The sequence below is a fragment of the Acinetobacter sp. MB5 genome, assembly GCF_003261585.1.
Classification (GTDB): Bacteria; Pseudomonadota; Gammaproteobacteria; order Pseudomonadales; family Moraxellaceae; genus Acinetobacter.
Genome location: NZ_POVU01000002.1, coordinates 182,310 through 205,045, shown reverse-complemented (window position 1 = coordinate 205,045; position 22,736 = coordinate 182,310). Strand labels below are relative to the sequence as shown.

Annotated in this window: 20 protein-coding genes and 1 tRNA gene; 15 read left to right on the top strand and 6 right to left on the bottom strand. The window is 38.2% G+C overall.

Annotated elements, in window-relative coordinates:
- The first annotated feature begins 2 nt into the window (after positions 1 to 2).
- Together gloA and rpmE are read left to right on the top strand one after the other, a co-directional pair.
- Positions 3 to 404, top strand: coding sequence for a lactoylglutathione lyase (gene gloA / locus C1A47_RS03605; RefSeq protein WP_111892517.1), 402 nt, complete (start codon positions 3 to 5; stop codon positions 402 to 404).
- Positions 405 to 620: 216 nt separating this feature from the next.
- Positions 621 to 848, top strand: coding sequence for a 50S ribosomal protein L31 (gene rpmE, locus C1A47_RS03600; protein WP_004752972.1), 228 nt, complete (start codon positions 621 to 623; stop codon positions 846 to 848).
- A gap of 70 nt (positions 849 to 918) precedes the next feature.
- Here the strand turns inward: rpmE and C1A47_RS03595 are convergent, their stop codons facing one another.
- The 3 genes from C1A47_RS03595 to epmB are packed head-to-tail and all read right to left on the bottom strand — an operon-like array spanning position 919 to position 5,804.
- Complete coding sequence (locus tag C1A47_RS03595) at positions 919 to 3,024, bottom strand: EAL domain-containing protein (RefSeq protein ID WP_111892515.1); 2,106 nt, start codon at positions 3,022 to 3,024, stop codon at positions 919 to 921.
- Entirely contained in the window at positions 3,021 to 4,778 is a 1,758-nt protein-coding gene (locus C1A47_RS03590) for a GTPase (RefSeq protein ID WP_111892513.1), read from the bottom strand. Before C1A47_RS03590 ends, C1A47_RS03595 begins: the two co-directional genes overlap by 4 nt.
- A gap of 9 nt (positions 4,779 to 4,787) precedes the next feature.
- Positions 4,788 to 5,804 (bottom strand): EF-P beta-lysylation protein EpmB, encoded by a 1,017-nt coding sequence (gene epmB, locus C1A47_RS03585; RefSeq protein WP_111892511.1) that lies wholly within the window; start codon positions 5,802 to 5,804, stop codon positions 4,788 to 4,790.
- 70 nt (positions 5,805 to 5,874) lie between these two features.
- Here epmB and efp point away from each other — a divergent pair, with 70 nt between their 5' ends.
- The 7 genes from efp (at position 5,875) to C1A47_RS03550 (ending at position 13,251) form a co-directional block, all read left to right on the top strand.
- Positions 5,875 to 6,444 (top strand): elongation factor P, encoded by a 570-nt coding sequence (gene efp / locus C1A47_RS03580; RefSeq protein WP_111892509.1) that lies wholly within the window; start codon positions 5,875 to 5,877, stop codon positions 6,442 to 6,444.
- A 299-nt stretch (positions 6,445 to 6,743) separates the two neighbouring features.
- A complete protein-coding gene (locus C1A47_RS03575; RefSeq protein ID WP_111892507.1) occupies positions 6,744 to 8,864 on the top strand; it encodes a carbon starvation CstA family protein in 2,121 nt (706 codons plus the stop codon).
- Positions 8,861 to 9,163: a YbdD/YjiX family protein gene (locus tag C1A47_RS03570; RefSeq protein WP_111892505.1), complete on the top strand. Its 303-nt coding sequence runs from the start codon at positions 8,861 to 8,863 to the stop codon at positions 9,161 to 9,163. The genes C1A47_RS03575 and C1A47_RS03570 overlap by 4 nt, the downstream gene beginning before the upstream one ends.
- Before the next feature lie 82 nt (positions 9,164 to 9,245).
- On the top strand, positions 9,246 to 10,199 hold the full coding sequence (locus tag C1A47_RS03565) for an AAA family ATPase (protein ID WP_111892503.1): 954 nt from the start codon (positions 9,246 to 9,248) through the stop codon (positions 10,197 to 10,199).
- A gap of 25 nt (positions 10,200 to 10,224) precedes the next feature.
- On the top strand, positions 10,225 to 11,133 hold the full coding sequence (locus C1A47_RS03560; protein WP_111892501.1) for a DUF58 domain-containing protein: 909 nt from the start codon (positions 10,225 to 10,227) through the stop codon (positions 11,131 to 11,133).
- Positions 11,134 to 11,136: 3 nt separating this feature from the next.
- Complete coding sequence (locus tag C1A47_RS03555; protein WP_111892499.1) at positions 11,137 to 13,149, top strand: transglutaminaseTgpA domain-containing protein; 2,013 nt, start codon at positions 11,137 to 11,139, stop codon at positions 13,147 to 13,149.
- A 25-nt stretch (positions 13,150 to 13,174) separates the two neighbouring features.
- Positions 13,175 to 13,251 (top strand) — tRNA-Val (locus tag C1A47_RS03550).
- Between the two features lie 678 nt (positions 13,252 to 13,929).
- On the opposite strand, the gene C1A47_RS03540 is transcribed toward C1A47_RS03550, so the two are convergent.
- From C1A47_RS03540 to C1A47_RS03535, 3 genes are all read right to left on the bottom strand, one after another.
- Positions 13,930 to 14,178: a hypothetical protein gene (locus tag C1A47_RS03540; protein WP_111892495.1), complete on the bottom strand. Its 249-nt coding sequence runs from the start codon at positions 14,176 to 14,178 to the stop codon at positions 13,930 to 13,932.
- 72 nt (positions 14,179 to 14,250) lie between these two features.
- Positions 14,251 to 14,388 (bottom strand): hypothetical protein, encoded by a 138-nt coding sequence (locus C1A47_RS17640; protein WP_162625917.1) that lies wholly within the window; start codon positions 14,386 to 14,388, stop codon positions 14,251 to 14,253.
- 247 nt (positions 14,389 to 14,635) lie between these two features.
- Positions 14,636 to 15,019 carry a hypothetical protein gene (locus C1A47_RS03535; protein ID WP_111893073.1) on the bottom strand — a complete coding sequence of 128 codons (384 nt, stop codon included), beginning with the start codon at positions 15,017 to 15,019 and terminating at the stop codon, positions 14,636 to 14,638.
- A 451-nt stretch (positions 15,020 to 15,470) separates the two neighbouring features.
- Here C1A47_RS03535 and C1A47_RS03530 point away from each other — a divergent pair, with 451 nt between their 5' ends.
- The 6 genes from C1A47_RS03530 to C1A47_RS03505 all read left to right on the top strand — a co-directional run bounded on the left by C1A47_RS03530 (position 15,471) and on the right by C1A47_RS03505 (position 22,265).
- Entirely contained in the window at positions 15,471 to 15,683 is a 213-nt protein-coding gene (locus C1A47_RS03530; protein ID WP_111892493.1) for a hypothetical protein, read from the top strand.
- 516 nt (positions 15,684 to 16,199) lie between these two features.
- Positions 16,200 to 16,637, top strand: a complete 438-nt coding sequence (locus C1A47_RS03525; RefSeq protein WP_227539728.1) for a hypothetical protein — start codon at positions 16,200 to 16,202, stop codon at positions 16,635 to 16,637.
- Positions 16,638 to 16,856: 219 nt separating this feature from the next.
- Positions 16,857 to 17,339, top strand: a complete 483-nt coding sequence (locus tag C1A47_RS03520; protein WP_227539727.1) for a hypothetical protein — start codon at positions 16,857 to 16,859, stop codon at positions 17,337 to 17,339.
- 663 nt (positions 17,340 to 18,002) lie between these two features.
- Positions 18,003 to 18,914, top strand: a complete 912-nt coding sequence (gene feaR, locus C1A47_RS03515) for a transcriptional regulator FeaR (RefSeq protein WP_111892487.1) — start codon at positions 18,003 to 18,005, stop codon at positions 18,912 to 18,914.
- A gap of 171 nt (positions 18,915 to 19,085) precedes the next feature.
- The gene (locus tag C1A47_RS03510) at positions 19,086 to 20,735 is read left to right on the top strand and encodes a GMC family oxidoreductase (protein ID WP_111892485.1); all 1,650 of its coding nucleotides are present in this window, start codon (positions 19,086 to 19,088) and stop codon (positions 20,733 to 20,735) included.
- Between the two features lie 42 nt (positions 20,736 to 20,777).
- Entirely contained in the window at positions 20,778 to 22,265 is a 1,488-nt protein-coding gene (locus C1A47_RS03505; protein ID WP_111892483.1) for an aldehyde dehydrogenase family protein, read from the top strand.
- Positions 22,266 to 22,736: the final 471 nt, after the last annotated feature.

Here is a 22,736-nt window from a genome sequence, read left to right as displayed (position 1 = left end):
GTATGCGTATGTTACATACCATGTTACGCGTAGGCAATTTAGAGCGCTCATTGGCATTCTACACCGAAGTACTCGGTATGACTTTACTTCGTCGCCGTGACTATGAAGAAGGGCGTTTCACACTGGCTTTTGTTGGCTATGGTGATGAAGAAAATAATACAGTCTTAGAGCTGACCCATAACTGGGATACCCAAAGCTATGATTTGGGCAATGCTTACGGACATATTGCCATAGCTGTTGAAGATGCTTACCAAGCCTGTGAACAGATGAAAGCACGTGGTGGTAATGTGGTACGTGAAGCAGGTCCAATGAAAGGTGGTGTTACGGTCATTGCATTCGTTGAAGATCCAGATGGTTATAAAATTGAGTTGATCCAGCAAGATCAGAACGCGCGTAATAATTAATAGTGATTCCTATAAAGCAGTCGTATCTGTAGGATTTTTCCTGTATAATATGCCGACTTGTTGAGCTTAGCCCTAACTTAGAGTTTCGGTGAGCCAAAAGAATGGTCTGTGATGGTGTTGACCTGCTTTTTTGCATTCCTCATGGCGATATTATTCGTTATGAGAGTGGTCAATTGCGATGACAGCATAACCTTTCTTAACCTAGGAGAATCGACCATGCGCGCCGATATTCACCCAAAATACGAAAAATTAGTTGCAACTTGCTCTTGCGGTAACGTAATCGAAACACGTTCTGCTGTTGGTAAAGAAACTCTTTATCTTGACGTATGTTCAGCTTGCCACCCATTCTACACTGGTAAACAAAAGAATGTAGACACTGGTGGTCGTATCGACAAATTCAAACAACGTTTTGCTGGTATGTCTCGTTCTATCAAACGCGACTAATCCATCAGGATGTAAAAAACGGGCGATTCGCCCGTTTTTTTATGCCTGCTTGTTTCTAAAAGACAAGACCTTAGTGGTCTTGTCCATCAATTAAGTGATCGAGTTTCTTTTGGAAATAATCACCTTGCAGATAACGTGCATCAATATTCCATGCATTGGCAAAGGTGTTCATATTATTCAACATCGGTAAAATCATATCGATTTCACGAATTTCTTGATAGTCTTGAATTTGTTGCTGGAATTCTTCCATCTGTTTATCATTGCTAAGATGATTGGTTAACTCAGAATCTAAACGATAAAGATCGATATCATTTCGAGCAAGTAAAGTTGTACTGATATGTTCATCTAGACCGAAGTGACGAACGGAAATCAACGCGCCTTGCATACGCAATTGTTGTAATACAGGGGTAACTTGATCTGTATATTGAATAATATCCTGCGCTGAAAATTGTAAAATCAGAGGATGGTTTTTAGTATGGCGAATAATCGAGAATAATTTTTCAATCAAACTCACAATTTGTGAGTCATGCAACAGTACGTGAATATTTAAATTAATCACGAGTTTTGCATTTGGATATTGAGTAATAAAATTATACAGTTGCTTGCAAGATTCTACCAAAACCCAGCGATCTAATTTTATTGCAAGCTCTACATCTTTGCTAAGCTCATTAAGATCTTCAAGTGCTAACCATTGTTTATTATAAATCACACCACTAGTGACTTCATAAGTATAAAGTTCAGTGTCTTGTTTGTCATAAAGTTGTTGATATTTTAAGTGAACTGCATTTTGTTCAAGAACACGATGCAACTCATTGAGTAAGGAGAGTTCGCGATCAATTTCAGCACCGAGTGCCATAACAGGTGGCAAATCATCACTTTCAAAACCAGAGAATTTAATTTCATTTACATGATCTGTTGTTTTCTGCTGAATTGGATGAGATAGGCCTTGAGTAATTAAGTAGTCAAATTGATCTTGATTTTCAATTGAGCCTACAATCTCGCTATATCCAATTGCAAATTCGACAGAGTGATTCTCTGAATTGACTTCAAGTAACTGAGGTTTAAGAAGCGGAGTAAGACCCTGTAATTTAGAGTTTAAAAGCTCGTCACTCGCAGCCTGACATAAGCCAATAAATAATGCAGGTGAGACTTTGATAACAGTGTTGTGTAGCTGCTCTTGAAGAAATGTTTGTACTGCCTTGAGGTAGTCTGTAGTTTGTAACTGATTAAAGTTTGCAAATTGTTCATTAAAATCAGCTAATCGAAATAAGACCATTGCATTTTGGTTAGCTGGTTCATTCAGCATTTTTCGATTGAGTTGCTCATAAAGACGAAGAGGAGCACTGTTTATTTCATTGTTGGTTTTAGCTGGGCTTATCTGAGCATTTGTGGTTTCAATTGAGATCTGTACTGCATCAGATTGCGTGTTATCTGGTAGGAACTCAATTCGAAGCGTGTTGTCTTTTGATTGGGCATCTGGATTGAGTGATTTAATCTCAAAACGTGCTTGATCGAAGTTGCGTTGAGTAACACGCTTGAAGCGTTGTTTAAAGTCTTGCAGTTGATCGGGTTGTAGAACATCTAGGAGCGGTAAACCAAAAATATCTTCTTCTTTTTGAAAGCCAAATAATGCTAAATATTCTGCATTGGCTTTAATGTGAATGCCTTCTTGGATGACAGCTAAGGCTTTATGTGTGTCATGTGCATAGGTCTGAATGTGTGTTTCAGCAATTTCGAGTTCTTTCGCTAAATGTTGCTGTGCTTGCAAAGCCCGACTGTAAGAAAGGGTTCTAACCAGTCCAATATAAAAACGATCTGGATAATCAAGATTAAAGAGATCGTATACGCCTTTATTGATATAGTTTAGATAATGTGATGGGTTATAGTCTTCAGGATTGAGTAGCAGTAAGGGTAAATGCGGCTGATTAGAGGCATGAATGAGAGCCAAAGCTTGTTCAACTTTTAAATCATAGGCACGTCCGAAAAGTACTACATCCCAATGTGTATGCAGTTGTTTCTCGAAGCTCTTAATATCATCCAGTAAGAATGCATCGACTTGATGCCCTTTCGCTGTTAACAGATCAACAATTTGATTATAACGAATTTGATTGTCATCTATAATGAGCAAGCGAGTTTTAATTTGTTTTAGCTTGTTGGATAAAAAAGCATTTCTCATTTTAGACTTTCCCACACGTCTTGTTTTTTAATGGTTTCAGCATGCTGCTGGATATACTGTTCAAGTATAACCTGTTCATTGTCATTTAATAGCTCGAAATCAAATTGTGAAAAGCTTTGACTAATGAGCTTTATATCGTTTAGATAAATTTTAATCTGCTGATTATCTAGCCGCAGATTAATCCCTTGTTGAGGTTTAAAGGTCTGATGACCAGGCACAACAATAGAAAGATGAGTTTTGTTTAGTACTTGATTGCTCAGTAAAATAGCATGGTGATAGAGCACAGTATTGCGGTCACCACTTAATTGTACAGCGCATGGCGTCAGGTCTTGAGATAAAATTTCGATACCGAATTCGAGATGCTTGGTAGAAGCTTGTTTTAACCAGCGAATCACCCCGCCACGCCAAGGGCTTTGAGCATTTTCTTGGACTAGAATAAATTCTCCAGCACGAAGCTGTTTGGGGACATCGCCCGTCCAGCGAATACGATATCCATTAATACTGATATCCATGACTGTACATGTATGAATTTGCTTAGTTTCCTGATCAAGTACCGAATATAGTGATTTATGGTTACTTGATGAAGGTTCATCATTCCAGCCAGATAAAAATTTAGAATTGTTCTGCTGTAAATGAACTCTGCTGTTTAATTGAAGTGTATCCTCAAAATGTGTTGCGTGAGAAAGATAGTAGTGCGCACTTTGTAATCCGAACGCTAATTGAATGGTCGATATATAGTCATATCGTTCGTAACGACGTTCGGGGATGTTGTTCAGTACATTTTGTACGTGGAAAATTAAGGATGAACTTAAGTAATGCTTTTCTGTAGGGGAAATATTCCTGTTTTGTGGCAGGTTGGCAAGATTAATATGATCGAGTAAAGCTTGCGTTTCAATAAAATAACAGTCACTTCCTTTTTTTATTTCCATGTTGTTGAGGACAGGAGGGAAGTCTTTATTTGGATCAATAATATAGCGAGATGTTGTAGATTCTTTTTTGGTCAGTTCAAGCAGTTGAACCCATTGATATGTACATTGATATAAGGATTGAATTTCTATCGGGCGAATTTGATGTGTATTTAGAATGTCTAACAGATTGATTTGATTGTAAACTTGGTAAATATTCGTGAGCTGATTAATTGATCCATGTAAATAGTTAATATCTTCAAGATGAAAATCATTATATTCAGCCAAAATAAAGAGCTGGTGACCAATACGCCATTGACCAACCAGACTACTCTTGTAAAGCACCTGTTGTTGAAATTTTAATAAGCTTAATTGTTGTAAAGCATAGTAAGTGCTTAAACTGCGAATATCTTGAAGCTGTTTTTTCTGACGAAAAGCGAAAAGTGAAAATTGTTTGGAAATGAGTTGAGCGTGGGATTCAAATGCAATATGGATATAAGTACGTGCCATGTAACAGCGAAATTGCTGAGCAAGCTCTACAATCGATTCATTGTGATTCATGACGGATGCAACATCACTAAGGAAATATTTTTCTAAAGTTCCAAGAACTTGCTCTAATGACAAATGTAAGCTTTGGATTAACTCAAAGCGTAGAGGCTCTTCACATTTAAGTTCTAGAATTTCAATGACAGCATTCAGCAGAGATTTTGATGAATCTCCTAAATGAATTGAAGGTAAACGTAAAAGCCATTCTTGAATGCCTTTAACATTTGCTGCGCAAAAACTTAATTCAGTCCGATATTGTTCAATCGGAGCTGTAAAAAAGTCACTCTGATTTATTGTTGTCATACGTCACCATTAAACAATAGGCATTCCATACAAAGGTGTTTTATTTTTTTCTCCCGCAATTTCCCTAACCAGTTTCGGTACTAAATACCCAGGCAATCTTGCGAGTAATTCTATGTAAAGCTGATCAATTGAGTCAGTTGCTAAATCAAAATGATGAGCCCCTTTGACTTTATCTAAGACATGTAAGTAATAAGGCATTACTCTCGCATCTAACAAGCGATAGCTTAATGCCTCTAGTTTTTCGACAGAATCATTAACTCCTTTTAATAATACAGCTTGATTGAGAACCGTGACTTGTTTTTCAGTTAATCTATGTAACTGGCGTATGGTGTAGTCATCAATTTCCGAAGCGTGGTTAGAGTGTAGCACCAGTACAGTATGTAGCCTACTGTTTTCTAATAAGGAAATAAATTCATTATCAATCCGACTAGGAATAACAATAGGCACTCGAGAATGAATTCTCAGAATTTTTAATTGAGGTAAACTCTCAAAGCGTTCAAGCCAAAGCGCCAGTTTCTGGTTGGTGAGTGTCAGTGGATCTCCACCACTCAAAATGACTTCATTAATATCTGGGTGATTAAGTAAATATTGTTTGATTTGAACCCAGTCATCATTTTTAGGTAGGTTTTCTTGATACGGAAAGTGCCGACGGAAACAGTAGCGACAGTGAACTGCACACGCACCAGTCAATGTGAGTAAAAAACGGGATTGATATTTATGTAAAACACCAGGTAACTGGTTTGCTTGCTCTTCACCCAGTGGGTCAGTGACAAAACCTTCGTGTTCTTCTAATTCGAGATGATGGGGGAGAACTTGTAATAAAAGTGGATCAAAAGGATCGCCAACGTTCATTTTTCCGACGAACGCACGAGGAACACGCAATTTAAACTTTTCAGAAGCTAGGATTGCCCCTGATAATAATTGATCTGTTGAGAGCTGTAGAGTGTCGAGCAACTCTTTGGGATCAGTGATTAACTCACTGAGTTGCGTTTTCCAGTTTTGCTCTTGGTACAAATAGTTTATCATGCTACGTGTCAAAAATAATGCTAGTCTAGCATTAATCAGTTTAAGTTAGTAAGTTTGGAGTGTGCCAGTCATGGCCAATTATTCTACAAATGAGTTTAAGCAAGGCTTAAAAGTCATGCTTGATAGTAACCCATGTTCAATCATGGAAAACGAATATGTAAAACCAGGTAAAGGTCAGGCATTTAACCGTGTTAAATTACGTAACCTGAAAACTGGTAAAGTATTAGAAAAAACATTTAAATCGGGTGATTCTTTAGAAGCTGCTGACATCGTAGAAGTAGAAATGGACTACTTGTACAACGATGGTGAAATGTGGCACTTCATGGATCCAGAATCTTTTGAACAGATCGCTGCAGATAAAACTGCAATGGGCGATGCTGCAAAATGGTTAAAAGACGATTCAAACGAAAAATGTTCAGTAATGTTGTTTAATGGTGTTCCATTAACAGTAAGTGCACCGAACTTCGTTGTATTGAAAATTGTTGAAACTGATCCAGGTGTTAAAGGTGACACTGCGGGTACAGGTGGTAAACCAGCGAAACTTGAAACAGGTGCAGTTGTACGTGTTCCATTATTCGTTCAGCAAGAAGAAAGCATTCGTGTAGATACTCGTACTGGCGATTATTTAGAGCGTGCATAATAGCGAAACAATCCGCTATGATTGAAGGGGTGAACATGTTCATCCCTTTTTTTATGCCAAAGTCGTAGATCAAAATAATAATATGGGGTGTACAGTCACAAGGAATTGTAATTACTTCGACTGGAATTAATGGATATTTCATATATAAGGAAAATCTTAAAATAAAAAAATGGCATAAGTTTCAGTATGAATCATAGAAAATAATGCTTATTTATGGTTTTTAGATTTTTAATTTTTATGGAAATATAAATTAAGTCCTAATGCAAGCACTGTTGATCGTAGAGCAGGCGAGGAATAGCATGGACAGTTATCAATATAAAAGTAAAATGTCTTTTACTTCAAAAATCATGTGGATATTAGTGGCGATTATCGGCGCAGTATCCTTCGGAATGTTAGCGCTTAATCGTGGAGAAAATGTCAATGCCGTATGGCTGGTTCTAGCAGCCCTGTGTGTTTATAGCATTGCATATCGCTTTTATAGTCTTTATATCGCAACCAATATTTTTGAACTTAATCCTAAGCGTTTAACACCTGCCTATCGTTTATCAGATGGTCTGGATTATGTTCCCACCAATAAGTATGTATTGTTTGGACACCATTTTGCAGCTATTGCAGGCGCAGGCCCACTCGTGGGTCCAATTCTCGCGGCCCAAATGGGATATTTACCTGGCACAATTTGGTTGTTAGTTGGCGTGGTTCTTGCGGGAGCTGTACAAGATTTCTTGATACTATTTATCTCAGTTCGTCGTGATGGTCGTTCACTGGGTGAAATGGCAAAACAAGAGTTGGGCTCTTTTGCAGGCATTATCGTCATGCTTGGTACTTTGGGCGTGATGATTATCATCTTGGCGGTTTTGGCACTGGTTGTAGTGAAAGCACTGACGAATAGTCCATGGGGATTATTCAGTATTGCCATGACGATTCCAATCGCGCTGTTTATGGGCATTTACATGCGTTTTATCCGTCCTGGAAAAATTGCTGAAGTGTCTATTATTGGCTTCATTTTAATGATGATGGCCATTATCTACGGTGGTGATGTTGCCCAACATCCATATTGGGGACCTGTATTTACCTTGTCTGGAACAGAATTGACTTGGTGTTTGGTCATTTATGGATTTATTGCATCTGTTTTGCCAGTGTGGTTGTTGCTTGCGCCGCGTGACTATTTATCTACATTTTTAAAAGTTGGTGTAATTGCGGGTTTAGCTGTTGCGATTATGATTGCAATGCCTGATTTAAAAATGCCAGCGATCACTCACTTTGTTGATGGTACAGGGCCAGTCTTTGCTGGAAGTTTATTCCCATTTCTATTTATTACAATTGCCTGCGGTGCAATCTCAGGTTTCCACGCTTTAGTCTCGAGTGGGACAACACCTAAACTGATTGAAAACGAAAGTCATATTCGTATGATTGGTTATGGTGGTATGTTGATGGAATCTTTTGTGGCGATTATGGCACTGATTTGCGCAACAGTAATTGATCCGGGTGTGTATTTTGCAGTGAACTCACCAGCAGCTTTACTGGGTATTGACGCTCAAAGTGCATCCGAAGCAGTTCGTTCGCTAGGATTTGTAGTGACACCAGAATCATTAACTTTACTTGCACAAGAAGTAGGTGAAAAAACAGTTCTTTCTCGCGCTGGTGGTGCACCTACTTTTGCGATTGGTATGGCCCATATTCTGTCCGATATCTTCAATAACCGTTCGATGATGGCATTTTGGTATCACTTTGCAATTTTGTTTGAAGCGTTGTTTATTTTAACGGCTGTTGATGCTGGTACACGTGCATGCCGATTTATGGTGCAAGATACTGTAGGAATTTTGATCCCAGCAGTTAAAGCAACTCGTTCTTTTCTAGGTAACTTGGTTGGAACATTCGTTGCGGTTGCTGGCTGGGGTTACTATGTGTATCAAGGTGTGGTTGATCCTTTGGGTGGGATTAATTCACTTTGGCCATTGTTTGGTATCGGAAACCAGATGCTTGCAGCAATGGCATTGATTTTAGGTACGGTTATTCTCTTTAAAATGAAAAAAGAGAAATATGTTTGGGTCACCATTTTGCCAACAGTTTTCTTGGTTGTAACCTCAATGGTTGCAGGCTGGCAAAAGATCTTCCATACCAATCCAAAAATTGGCTTTTTGGCACAAGCGAACAGATTTTCTGATGCAATTGCGCGTGGTGAAGTACTTAAACCTGCAAAATCACTCGCAGAAATGCATACCATTGTGTTGTCTAATCATATTAATGCTGCATTGTGTGCGTTTTTTATGGTTGTACTCGTGGTGATGATTTTTGCTTCAATTGGTGTGGTTCGCCGTGCATTAGCAAGCAACAAACCAACGGTAAATGAAGCGCCAGCAGAGTATGCAGATACAGAAGCTGCTCCAGTAGCCGCACGAGTTTCAGGAGAATCGGTATGAATCTGAAATTTGCTAAACAGGGAACAACTGTTGTTGCGAAAATTATCAAGATGACAATTTTGTCGCAAAAGCACTTGGTTCTTTCACCTAAAAACTGGTCAAAAATTGCATTACTTTGGCAGCGATTACAACAAAGTTTTCGTCTAATGGTTGGCGTACCAGATTATGCAACCTATTTAGAGCACATGCGTCAGCATCATCCAGATTTGACGCCAATGGATGTCAAAACTTTTTATCGTTATTGTGTTGATGTTCGTTATCCATCCGCGAAAACAGGCATGAAAAAATGTCCTTGCTAATTGGGTAGTGTTATTCTTTGAATGACGAATGAAACGGTGTATGTTACAACATGCACCGTTTTTACTTTTTTAGGCATAATTTATGTGGGAAATGAATAAAAAACAAATAATTGCACCTACACGTAATATTGAAGATCAGATCTCTATTTTTTTTCCTCAAATTAAGCAATTTTTACATGAAATTAATCAAATTATTCTAGATAAATCTCAGCAAACTGAACTGGCATTGACCGCTTTATTGGCTGGTGGTCACGTCTTATTTGAAGATTTACCTGGATTAGGCAAGACAACGTTATCACATGCATTAGCCAAGCTTGCTGGCTTAAGTTTTAATCGTATTCAGTTCACCAATGACATGCTTGCTAGTGATGTGATTGGCATTAATTTATTCAATCAAAAAAGTCAGCAATTCGAATTTAAACAAGGCCCAATTTTTACTCAGATTTTACTGGCAGATGAAATTAACCGTAGCAGTCCAAAAACACAGAGTGCTTTGCTTGAAGCGATGGAAGAGAGTGGTGTTACTCTGGATGCTGTACGTTATCGTTTACCCCAGCCTTTTTGGGTGGTTGCGACTCAAAACCCGCTTTTTCAAAGTGGAACTTATGCCTTGCCAGAGTCGCAACTGGATCGTTTTCTCATGCGTTTATCATTGGGGTATCCATCGCGTTCGGCTGAGCGGGCCTTATTGACTGATCCAAGTCGTCAAAGTTTGTTGTCCGAATTGCCAGAAGTTTTTTCTGCTCAGGATTTAATTGTATTGCAGCAGTTGCGTCAGCAGGTTGAGGTGAGTGATGTGGTACTCGACTATATTCTGGATTTAGCAGAGAAAACCCGATCAGGTTTACAGGGCTTGTCAACGCGTGGTGTGATTGCCTTGAAAAATGCCACACAGGCTTATGCACTGGTACAGCAACGGACATTTGCAACAACGGATGATGTACAGGCTGTTTTTGTTGCTGTAGCTGCCCATCGCATTGGACTAAGCGAGTTGGAGACTCAGCAGCTCATGCAACGCGTACCAGTCAATTATTAATAACAAAATTAAAATAGGATAACGCGTGCGTCAGAGAATAGTAGCGTGGATGAGTCGACGCTTTGAAATGCAGGCTGAAAAGAAAATTAAGCAACGCGATATTTTGGTGTTTTTACACCGTGATGGCGTTTTATATGGCGTGTTGATTTTACTCACTTTTGTTGCAGGGGTGAATTATGCTAATAACTTGGTTTTAAGTTTGTGTTTCTTGGTGAGTGCGATACTTGCCATGAGTTTTTATTTGGCATTTAAGCAACTGCATGGATTGAAGATTGAATTGCTGAATGATGATGACGTTGGGCAAGTCGATCAGCCTTTTGTTCTGCGGTTGAGGTTACAGCAAAATAAAGCCAGCCCAAGATTTTTAAGAATTCAGATTGCAGAGCAAACGTTGTGTATCTTGATGAAAGAGCAAAGCCAAGACATACACATCAGTCTGCATCCGAAAAACCGTGGTCTTTATCCATTACCACGCTGTCGTATTCAGGCGACTTATCCCTTTGGTGTGGTGAGGGCGTGGACGTATCTGTATTTTCAGCATCAGGTCTGGGTTGCACCGCAACCTGTCAGTATTTCCAGCGAAAGTAAATTGAGTCATCAACATCAGCAGCAAAATTTAGATGAGTTTCATGATCTTCGCAATTATGTAGATGGAGATACGCTTCAGCGTGTTTCATGGAAGCACGTCGCGAGAGATCAGGGCTGGTTTGTAAAACGATTTGAACAGGAACCGAATACCCAAATTCAAATGATTGACTATGTCAAAATGCCAAGTGCAATGCATGAAGTGCGTTTATCCATGATGATGGCAATGGTTGATCAATGTGAACAGGAGAAACGTGCCTACAGCATGTTATTACCCAAAGCTGAGCTTGGTGTAGGTTCTGGCATTCGACAGTATCAGCAAGCTAAAAAACTTTTGGCACAGGCATAAGTCATGAATAAACAAATTCAGGTTTTAGTTTTGGGCATTCTACTGGTTGTTTTGGTGGCTCAAATTGCTTTTGCACCAATCAGTTTGCTAATTGTATTTGCTGTGATTTGGCTCGTTGCACTACGGACATTTTTAAAAAAGCGTTCATTGGTTTTGCCCGTCATGGCGAGAGCCATTTTCTTTGTTGTGGGAATCGCATGTATCTATTTGCAATATCGGACATTGCTGGGTGTTGAAGCGGGTGTTTCTTTTCTGAGCTTATGCTTATATGGCAAGGCTTTAGAAAGTAAAGATAAACGAGATGCGTTGGTCAGTTTTAACTTTGCACTCTTTGTGTGTGCCAGTCTATTTCTGTATACCCAAGCCTTTTATATGGCGGGCTTGGTATTTGTTGGGGTAGTGATTTCATTACTCGGATTATATGCCATACAAAAAGCGGATTTTAGTGAGCAGACATTGCCCGATAAAAAAGAGCTTTGGATAGATACACTGCATATTTTTAAAGCGATTTTATTCGCACTTCCATTTTTTATTGCGTTATTTTTATTTTTTCCGCGGTTTCCACCGCTTTGGTATATTCCACTACCTGATCAGAATAAGGCCGTGACAGGGGTAAGTGATCACTTATCGTTGGGCGATATTGCTGAGCTGTCACAGTCAAATGCTCTGGCATTTCGGATTGTGTTACCTGTTGCAAGCCTGCCACCACGTTCAGAGTTGTATTGGCGAGCGATGGTCTTAGATCATTTTGATGGAAAAACGTGGCAAAGCAGTGAGGTCAATCAACAATGGATGTTAAACGATCTTAGAGTTTCACCAAATGCCAAGCAACTGAATTATACCTATTTACAAGCTGATCCTGAGCAGCGTTGGGTGATGGGTTTAGAGCATTCGATACCTGCCAATGGTCGTTATATTTTGCGGCAGGATGGCAGTATTGTATCTCGCCGTCCAGTTCAGGCAACTCAGCCCATTCATTTAATCTGGATTTCATCTGCCTCGCCAGAAACAGATTTACCAAATTATATTCGGCAGATTAATTTGCAATTACCTGAGACAGATCCTCGGAGTAAAGCACTTGCAGAACAATTATATGCTGAGAGTGGTGAGCAGCCTGAACGGTATATTCAAACCGTTTTAAACTGGTATCGGCAGAATAAATTTCGTTATAGCCTTAGTCCTGGAACTTTAGAAGGAAATCGTGTCGATCAGTTTTTGTTTCAGACGAGAGTTGGATTTTGTGAGCATTTTGCTTCAAGCTTTGTAGTATTGATGCGTGCAGCTGGAATTCCTGCACGTGTGGTTGTTGGTTATCAGGGAGGTCAACCAGCACCAGATGACCAGAGCTGGGAAGTCCGTCAACTCGATGCACATGCATGGGCAGAGGTCTGGATTAATCATCACTGGCAGCGTATAGACCCAACTGCACTGGTTGCACCACAGCGTATTGATGATGGAATGCAGAACTTTCTAAATGAAAGTCAGCAGCAAACTAATACCACTTTCTTGGGGAACTCACATTTTTCTTTGTTGAATAAGTTGCGGGTTTGGAGTGATTATGCGAGTTATCAGTGGCAAAGCAAAGTGGTTGGCTATGATGTAGAACAACAACGTAGTTGGCTAAAACAGTGGGGCATCAACTCACAAGCCAAGTTGTTATGGGTATTGATGGCCACTATTTTAGGAATGTTGCTGCTATATGTTGGTGTGATTGTATGGCGAAATCGATTAAAACAAACACCGTATGAGAAAATGATTTATCAGTTTAACTCACAGCTTGATGAGCCGTTGAAAAAATTACCTGACGAGACTTTTCAAAAGTGGATTTTACGTTTAAGTCTAAAAGTACAGCCTGAGCAGCAGATCGTATTTCATCAATTGATTTTGATCCAGCAACAGTTAATTTTTCAGAAAAAACAGCAGCATAAGTCTGAAATATGGTTGAAATTTTCTGCGTTGCTTAAAGAGTGTGCGATTGTGTTGAAAAATCAGAGAAAAATCTTGTCAAGCAAATGAAATCTGAATATGATACAAGCACTTTAGGCGTATAGCTCAGTTGGTTAGAGCGCTACGTTGACATCGTAGAGGTCTCCAGTTCGAGTCTGGATATGCCTACCAAAATTAGTTGAGAAATCAACATAAAAAAGCCCACTTTAAACAGTGGGCTTTTTTATTGCTTAAACATAACATGCTTCCAAAACTTTTATGGAAATTCGACTACCACTGTAGACAGCATATATCTACCCAATTCAATAAAATGAGTTATTGATAAGATTGTATGTTGTACCTAGTATGTGATTGAGGTGCAGCGATTGATTCAGATGTAGGGAGTCTTAACATGGTTTTTTTGATTTTTTGAGATATATATTTAATTTTTCTTGATCTTAAATTATAAAAAATATTAATTTAATGAGAAGTCTCCATGAGTTCTCAAAGATAAATATGGGTTTCAAAAACTTTAAAAGAGACTTGGGTCTTATCTATGATTTTACATTAGAACGGAATATGTTTTCAGATCATATATTGAGAGATCTGGAAACTTTTATAATGAATTTTAATTTGCTCACGACGAGTCATAATCGAATATTATATTTGGTACCACGTGTGGAACTTGATGATCCATTGATCATTTTGTCAGATGGTTATGTTTATAAAGAAGTAAGATATTGGCCATGTGACTACAGAAACAAGCAGTCCTTTCTTGAATGGTTTATTGTAAATTTAGAATACTAACTTAAAAAATCCAATAAAAAGTATTTTAAAATTATAAAGTTGAATATAAATAGCAATAATATATCAACCATAACCATCTAGGTAGACCCAAAAGTACTGCATTTCATTAATGATTAATTGATAGCGGTAATACTTTTCTAAAGGAGATTTTGATGGTTTTTTATTTTTAAGAAATAGATCAACAGTGGCAATGCCAGTATCTTCATTGATTGTTATGAAGACATCCCCAATTAAAGAATAGCCATCTTCGATGAATGGAGAAATTCTTTTATATACTTCTGCTTTCAGAGATAGGTGTAAATCTATATCCATATCTCTTTACTCCTGATTTTATTATTGTTAAGTCGAAGTTCTTCGGCCAAGTTAATTTGCAGACATGAATGATTAAGCGAAGATTTGATGTTTCAGTAAAAGATCAAAGTTTGAAGTGCTGATCCATATTTGAGAACCACCAAGATGTGAGATGGTATAGCCATCATCAACACGATGAAGATCATAAATTGCACCTTTGATGAGCATCATGTTTAGGTCTTCATTTGCTGAGTTAAATATGAAGCATTCTTTGAGGCATTTGTATTGTGTAATCATATGACCACCATTCGTTTTTATTTTGTTCTAACTCTACGGTAAAAGATTTTTAAGAATTTTCCAAATTTTTTTACTGGGTGTATGTTTTAAATTTTTGGGCTATTGTTGTAAATATTATGTAATTGTAGTTTGAAGAAGTAGGTCATTTGGAATATTTCTAGTTTGAATTGTTCTTTATCAATCATTGACAAGATTCCTCATCTTCAATTGCTTGTTTTAGTCGTTTAAGGTTGATAAAACTCTCAGGGTTATCTAGTTCATGATTTAAATAAGCGCTACCAATCCACGCCCCATCATCACAAAGCATTAAAGACTTATCTTTAGGATTTTCAGAGGATTTTTTGTACTCAACCCCGAGTTGGTTTCCATATTCAGACTGGTCGCTGTACACAGATAAGATCATATCTTTGCAAGCCTCTAAACCTTCATAGTGTTCAATTAATTCGTGAGACTCGACTAATCGTTTTAGATCATCAAGGTTTACAGTACTTTCGACACGGTCATGAACGACAATATATTTCGCTTCATCCCAACCAAATTTCTTCACAAACTTACTTGCACTCAAGACCTGCTCCTTATACTTTATTTCTCTTGAAATACTCACGCATTTTTTAATTTTAAATGGTTATGTTGCCTCTCTTTTTATAACGCTATAAGGATTTTCAGTAAAGAGTTGGGCTTTTTGTTGACCTGAATAACGTTGATGCGTTCCAGAAGACACTCCTTACCCTTAGTGCTATGACTCGGTCTTAATTTTGACGTGTCTGTTTTAATTCGGGGCTAATACAACTTATTCACAAGAATATTTGGATTACTGAATGCAGCTAAGTGCATAGATTTTATATTTAATGATTATCTTATTGTTTATATAGTGAAAATATATGATTAGGTGGTTCTAAGAGGGTTAGATTTTAAGCCTGACATGTTTTTTGTTGGTTTTTTTTATTGCTTATTGTGGTGCTTTAAGAGTAGGGATATAAATATATATACGATGTCTGTAATTAGGACGAAATGTCATGACAGATAAAAACAAAATCAATCAAACACATCTCATTATCGCAGCGGTGTCTGCTAGTTTTGCTAAAGCTTTTGATAAACATCATCCTGGATTTAAAGTGGACTTCTTACAGGAAATAGAAAGTCACCAGTATACGTTCAGGGAGAGTTCATCAGACTTTGAAGAAGCAGAAGAGGTACTTAGCTGGATAAATGAGATTCTAAGTAAATAATATTCACTCTCAAATTTTATGAAAAATCTCACGAAAAAGTGGGATTTTTCAGTTGAAGTGAATAGAAAACTCTTTGATTTTTGAAGTGATTATTTGGGATTGATGTTTATCTACTAGGCTATGAGTTGAAATCTTGTAATTTTTATTTATAAATCAATGGTTAAGTTAATCTTGAGTAATCGTATGTGGAAATCTACATCTTACTCAATATGTTTTATTGGTAGGATGTTTTAATTTATTTTTAGATAAATAAGGTATTGATTTTATATAAAAATTTAATAATCGCTTATGTAATTTGATCTATTTTTATCCCATTGTATTTTTAACGCATTTTAACTACTCTTATCTTTATTACATCAGATCATAAATAATTGATGTATTAATACTTTTGTGTCTAATTTGATCCAAAAGAATAATTAAGATTTCACTTAATTTAGAGTGGTTTTTATGAAGAGAAAAATTAGCGGTGTTTTATTAGCAGGGTGTTTGGGAATTTTAAGTGCTAACAGTTATGCAGTGCCAGCACTATACCAAACGAGTGATAGTTCACGTACAGATAACCGTGTCTATGCTGGCTTGGTATGGAGCTGGGGAAGCAAACAGGGACTAATGCCAGACTATGTTGTTGGGTTCAGATCGTTACATGTTGAATCTGATAATTCAGTACAAGGTGGAGATATCAACCTTCGTGTAAAATATAATCATGGATTTATGTTAGATAGTACTCGTTTAGCTTATGTCGATGGAAAGCGCGACTTTGTTGGTAATTATGGTGTTGGTTATTCATTCGTTAATCACAGTGTTTTAGGTACGGTTGCCGGGCAAGGAAGTTATTATCGTTTTGGCATGGACTATGACTTTAAAGAGCATGGTTTAAAACCATATGTTGAAATTAATACGCTTGAAAAGCCAAATCGTGAAGCACCTAAGCTCATTCCATATAACTACACTTAATTTGTATATGAGTTCTGCTAACTAAAAGAAAATCTCATGTTAGCGAGGTCTTCTTTTAGTTCTGTTGAGCTCGAATCACATTTTAACTATGCTCATTAAGTCACATCAAATTATAAATAATTGATGTATTAATACTTTTGTGTCTAATTTGATCCAAAAGAATAATTACGATTTCACTTTACAAGAGTTGTTATGAACGGAAAAATCAGAAGTATTTTATTGGCGGGATGCTTAGGCGTTGTAAGTGCAGGTAGCTATGCAATGGTCTCTCCTACCACTACGTATAGTGATAGTTCACGCACAGATAACCGTGTCTATGCTGGCTTGGTATGGAGCTGGGGAAGCAAACAGGGACTGATGCCAGACTATGTTGTTGGATTCAGATCGTTACATGTTGAATCTGATAATTCAGTACAAGGTGGAGATATCAACCTTCGTGTAAAATATAATCATGGATTTATGTTAGATAGTACTCGTTTAGCCTATGTCGATGGAAAGCGCGACTTTGTTGGTAATTATGGTGTTGGTTATTCATTCATTAATCACAGTGTTTTAGGCACGGTTGCTGGGCAAGGAAGTTACTATCGTTTTGGCATGGACTATGACTTTAAAGAGCATGGTATAAAACCATATGTTGAAATAAATACACTAGAAAAGCCAAATCGCGAGCAACCAAAGGTTACTCAAATCATGATTGATTAGTTGTATGGATTTTTAATTGGATTAAATTTAAGTACTTGTTAATTCAGTGTATTTTCTATAATTTAAATCGCTATGTAATGTCCACTAACAAATAAGTGGACATCTATTTATGGATTTTAAGACAGCTATAGACAGCACATAAAATGAAAGATATCGAAGAGCTGCTGCCACATAAATGAAAGACTGTTTGAGCCAAGCGGGTTATATAGGAGGTTTACTTTTTGAAACGGATATTTGGCTTGAATCACTTATTTGATTTTGATTAATCAGCCATATTTTATTTCAGGGATGTTTTGGTGCATTTTAAAAATATTACGTCAATGTTTGAAACAACTTATTTCTAGAAGATTAGAAAAATTGAACTTTCAACCAATTATTGAAGCTAAACCATGCCATCTTACCAATGTATTCAATTGAATAAAAGGATATGCACCAATACAGTGTATTTATGGTTTTAGAGGCTGCATGGAGGTTCTTTTGTTTAATTTTAGTGCATGGATTCATTTTGACAATTCAATTAAATCAATAGATATTTGAAGTGTATTTAGCATGTTGCATAGAGGCATTTATGGTCACCAAAGTTACAGATTTATAGGCTAACAGGATTTATTTATCGTAATTTGTAAATTCAGTATTGAAATTACTCTGTGATAGAGGTCAATCATGATTCAGTTTCGAGATAATGACATTACTCAATGGTCATCACATATCCAAGAAGTATGTGGCAACTTTAATGCGAGTTTTACCAGTCATAGAAGCCTGTTTATTGGGGAAATCCAAGCTTATCAATTGGGGAAAACTGAAATTGCCTTTATCAAAAGTAATGCCGATTACATCATGCGTACGGCTGATTCACCTGATCGGGCCGCCAATAACTTGTGTTTTTTGGTGTTGCAGTATTCGGGAAAAATGCAGATGAACTATAAGGGAGGTCGAATTATTCTCAATGAGGGTGACATGATTTTGCTTGACCCAAGTGAAAATATTGAAATGTATCCGCAAGGTCTGTTCTCTCATATCTCAGTGCATCTATCTCGGGACAAACTGGCACAAGAAAAAATCCATGAAGCGTATTTTGGGAAGCTGATCACTAAAAATATGAGTGGATTTCTACTCAAGAATATCGTGCAGAACCTTTCTATTGAGAATATTCAGTTATGGTATGCTGAAGAAGATGGAAATGCCTTTGAGGATGCTTTGATTGCCTTATTAAAACCAACGATCCACTATAAAAACAATTATTTTGCTCAGGAAAATCTGAAAGATCAGGCTGAGCGGTACATTATTGAACATTTAGCAAAGCCTGAATTGAGCCCCAGAAAAATTGCGGATGCTTTAGGAATTTCATTACGACATTTATATCGCTTATTTAATGAAGAGCAGCTTTCACTGAATAAATATATCCAACAAAAACGCTTAGAGCGCGTCAAGATAGACTTACTCGATGCATGTTTTAGACAGACTTCGATTACAGAACTGGCGCTGAAGTGGGGATTTGGAGACAGTGCGCATTTCTCTAAAATTTTCAAAAAAACTTATGGAATTTCTCCAAAAGAATGTCGCCAAGCTGCATAGCGTTATTACTGTACTTTCAATGGATTTCAATTTTTATATTCAGATATAAGCAGAATTGAAACCAATTAATTCGATGTCACTGATAGACATTATCTATGTCCTGTATAAACAAGAACACAAAAACATTTCCGTGTTGAATGGAGGTTATCCAGATTTTTGCAGGGAAAGTTAATGTTAAAACCAAGCTACGATTATATTGTCATTGGTGCAGGTACGGCAGGATGTGTGGTCGCAACGCGATTGCTTGAAGCTGGCGCAGGTACGGTTTTACTGCTTGAAGCAGGTGACAAGGACAACAGCATTTTCCATAAAATTCCAGCCACAGTGGTCAAAGTTTTTCAGCAGAAATCATGGCCCTATATGACAGTGCCTCAGCCACATTGTAATGATCGGGAAATGATCTTGGCTCAAGGCAAAGTGATGGGTGGCGGCAGCTCCGTAAATGGGATGATTTATACACGTGGTCAGCCAGAGGATTATGACCGTTGGGCTCAAGATTGGGGCTGTGCGGGATGGGCTTATGAAGATGTCTTACCGTATTTCGTAAGAGCCGAAAATAACGAAAGTTTAAGTGATGCTTATCATGGGCAGGGTGGGCATCTTTCAGTCAGTGAAAATCGCTATCGACATCCACTGACACAGGCTTTCGTGCGTGCTGGGCAACAGATGGGGCTGAATTACGTCAACGATTTTAATGGTAAATCACAAGTGGGTATCGGGTTTTATCAAACCACGACTAAAAATGGCGAGCGTGCCAGCACCTCGCAAACCTATTTGAAATCGATTGCGGACAATCCGAATCTGACTGTGGTGACTCACGCTTTGGTGCATAAAATTGAGATTCAAAATTCTGTGGCTGAAGCGGTTAGTTTTAGTGTTGCAGATCAAGCAGTCCAAACCATTCGGGCAAACAAGGAAGTCGTTGTATGTGCAGGTGCAATTGGTAGTCCGAAAGTGCTTATGCTTTCGGGTATTGGTCCTAAAGCACAGCTAGAGACGCATCAAATTCCTTGTGTGTTAGATCTCCCAGTGGGTGAAAATTTTCATGATCATCTGCATGTGTCGATTAACGCCACCATTAAAGAACCGACCAGCATTATTGAGGAAGATAAAGGTCTGAAATCGATTAAGCATGGTTTGCAGTGGTTATTTACCCGTTCAGGTTTATTAACCTCGAATATTTTGGAAGGTGCGGGCTTTGTAGATTCGCAGAATCAGGGCAGTGCCGATGTGCAGTTTATGTTCTTGCCTGTACTCGATAATTTTGACAATACACCAGGTGAAAAAGCGGCAACATTTGAGCATGGTATTACCATTAAAACTTGTCATCTTCAGCCTAAAGCGCGCGGTCGCATTACGTTACGCAGTCGTAATCCGAAGGATTTTCCAATACTTGATCCAAACTATTTGGGAGATCAACAGGATATTGATGGGCAAATACGTGGGGTACAGGCAGGTCTGAAAATGTTGCAGCAACCTGCACTCAAAGACCTGATTCAAGATGTGATTGAGCCTGCAAATATAGCGATAGAGGATACGGAAGGATTACATCGCTGGCTTAAGCAGAATATCAAAACGGTCTATCACCCTGTCGGCACTTGCCGTATGGGAGCATCCCCAGAAGATTCGGTCACCGATCTGAATTTGAAAGTGCATGGCATGCAAAATCTACGTGTTATTGACTGTTCTATTTGCCCACAAGTGCCGAGTGCAAATACCAATGCAGTGGCAGTCATGATTGGTGAGCGCGGAGCAGATTTTATTCTCTCTGCACAAAAGCAGCCAATTAAACTTAAACAGTCAGAACCAGTTTTAGCCTAAGCCACATAAGAAAAATCGGGTATATCAATGAATATGAAAATTATGAGTCAAGTACAGGTCTTGCCAGCAGTCACTGCATTTTTACAACGTGATCATGGGCATTTTATCAATGGGAAAATGCTTCAGGCAGATGATCCAACGAAAATCGATGTTGTGAACCCAGCAACTGAAGCTGTGATTAGTCAGATTAGTCTGGGCAATCATATTGATGTTGATAAAGCGGTCACTAGTGCACATCAGGCATTCAAAACTTCATGGGCGGTAACTACCCCTTATGAAAGAGGACAAAAACTTTTAAAACTGGCTGACTTGATGGAGAAGTATGGCGAAGAATTGGCGCAGCTTGAGAGTCTAAGCACAGGAAAACTCATCAATTTGGCTCGTCAGTTGGAAGTGCAGCAATCCGTGATTTTTATGCGCTATTTTGCAGGCTGGGCAACCAAAATCACAGGGAAAACCATGCAACCTTCGCTGCCTTCAATGCAGGGCGAGTTATATACCGCCTTTACCCTCAGACAACCTGTTGGTGTGGTTGCAGGGATCGTGCCGTGGAATTTTTCGCTCATGATCGGGGTGTGGAAATTGGCATCGGCTTTATGCACAGGCTGTACAATTGTGCTGAAGCCCAGTGAGTTTGCCAGTTTATCGTTACTGAGACTGGCTGAATTAAGTGTAGAGGCTGGAATACCTGAAGGGGTCATCAATGTTGTGACGGGGGATGGCACAACGGGGCAATGTCTGATCGAATCACCTTTAGTTAAGAAGGTGTCCTTTACGGGTTCGGTACCGACAGGGATTGCAATTGGTAAATTGGCTATGAGCAGTGATTTGACGCGGGTGAGTCTTGAACTTGGCGGGAAAAATGCACTGGCGATTTTTGAAGATACCAATATTGATGAAATTTTACCTAGATTGCTGATGGCGACATTTGTGCATCAAGGGCAAGTCTGTGCAGCCCCTGAAAAGTTTTTTGTGCATGCATCTAAATATGAGGAGCTAGTGACGAAACTTGCTGGAGCATTACGAGGCATGAACATTGGTGCTGCGATGGATGAAAGCAGTGCTTTTGGACCTTTATCAAATCTACCGCATTTCAATAAGGTGAAAAATTATTTGGAGCAGGTCAAACAGCGCCATCAGATTATTGTAGGTGGTGAGGTCTGTGATCGGCTTGGTTATTATGTCGAACCGACTTTGCTGGCTGTGAATGATGCAGAAGATCCTTTGTTGAATGAAGAATGTTTTGGCCCCGTGATTTGTATCATTCCGTTTGAGAATGAAGATAGATTGGTCGAACAAATGAATCATGCTCGCTTTGGCTTAACAGCAAGTTTATGGACCAACAATTTATCCCGAGCTTTACGCCTGATTCCTAAACTTGAGGTGGGAACAGTATGGATTAATATGCATACTTTTCTTGATCCTGCTGTGCCTTTTGGTGGTGTGCACGCTTCTGGTATGGGACGAGAATTTGCAGATGAATTTATTGCAGATTACACCGAAACCAAGTCTGTGATGATGTGCTACTAGTTAAAAAAATAAAGCGAGCCATTATCTAATGATGGCTCGCTTTAAGCATAATCAGCATTTATGGGTTTTCCCTTTATTTTTTATTGGTGTTAGAAAATAGATATTTAACAAGCATGGTCCTTGGCTTTTAATTCTATTGTTAAATTCGCGGAATTGGTTGAGTTAACTCAAATAGGTTTTTAATGTCATTAATTCAGTGAAAATCTTTGGTAAAAATATTTGAATCACATCACAATTATTTGAATTTTAAAAATTGCAACAATCAAAATCACAAGAAAACAAACAGATAAATCTTTTAGATAAGTGAGAAAAAAAGGAATAACCCTATTATTTTTCTTCGCTTGAGCCAAATCCTCATGCACTATTTAATGAATATTCATGTCGAATTTAGACCATTCAAGGTGTTGCATTTTAATCTTGAGGTAGATCATGGTCAGATCGTTTAAGTGTTTTTCGGTACATCATACTGAT

Bases quoted from the DNA above. Each gene is read 5' to 3' on its own strand.
- C1A47_RS03530 (WP_111892493.1), top strand. From the start codon at position 15,471: ATGACAGATAAAAACAAAATCAATCAAACACATCTCATTATCGCAGCG.
- feaR (WP_111892487.1), top strand. From the start codon at position 18,003: ATGATTCAGTTTCGAGATAATGACATTACTCAATGGTCATCACATATC.
- C1A47_RS03565 (WP_111892503.1), top strand. From the start codon at position 9,246: ATGTGGGAAATGAATAAAAAACAAATAATTGCACCTACACGTAATATT.
- C1A47_RS03505 (WP_111892483.1), top strand. From the start codon at position 20,778: ATGAGTCAAGTACAGGTCTTGCCAGCAGTCACTGCATTTTTACAACGT.
- C1A47_RS03510 (WP_111892485.1), top strand. From the start codon at position 19,086: ATGTTAAAACCAAGCTACGATTATATTGTCATTGGTGCAGGTACGGCA.
- C1A47_RS03590 (WP_111892513.1), bottom strand. From the start codon at position 4,778: ATGACAACAATAAATCAGAGTGACTTTTTTACAGCTCCGATTGAACAA.
- C1A47_RS03570 (WP_111892505.1), top strand. From the start codon at position 8,861: ATGAATCTGAAATTTGCTAAACAGGGAACAACTGTTGTTGCGAAAATT.
- C1A47_RS17640 (WP_162625917.1), bottom strand. From the start codon at position 14,388: ATGATGCTCATCAAAGGTGCAATTTATGATCTTCATCGTGTTGATGAT.
- C1A47_RS03575 (WP_111892507.1), top strand. From the start codon at position 6,744: ATGGACAGTTATCAATATAAAAGTAAAATGTCTTTTACTTCAAAAATC.
- efp (WP_111892509.1), top strand. From the start codon at position 5,875: ATGGCCAATTATTCTACAAATGAGTTTAAGCAAGGCTTAAAAGTCATG.
- epmB (WP_111892511.1), bottom strand. From the start codon at position 5,804: ATGATAAACTATTTGTACCAAGAGCAAAACTGGAAAACGCAACTCAGT.
- C1A47_RS03540 (WP_111892495.1), bottom strand. From the start codon at position 14,178: ATGGATATAGATTTACACCTATCTCTGAAAGCAGAAGTATATAAAAGA.
- rpmE (WP_004752972.1), top strand. From the start codon at position 621: ATGCGCGCCGATATTCACCCAAAATACGAAAAATTAGTTGCAACTTGC.
- gloA (WP_111892517.1), top strand. From the start codon at position 3: ATGCGTATGTTACATACCATGTTACGCGTAGGCAATTTAGAGCGCTCA.
- C1A47_RS03595 (WP_111892515.1), bottom strand. From the start codon at position 3,024: ATGAGAAATGCTTTTTTATCCAACAAGCTAAAACAAATTAAAACTCGC.
- C1A47_RS03555 (WP_111892499.1), top strand. From the start codon at position 11,137: ATGAATAAACAAATTCAGGTTTTAGTTTTGGGCATTCTACTGGTTGTT.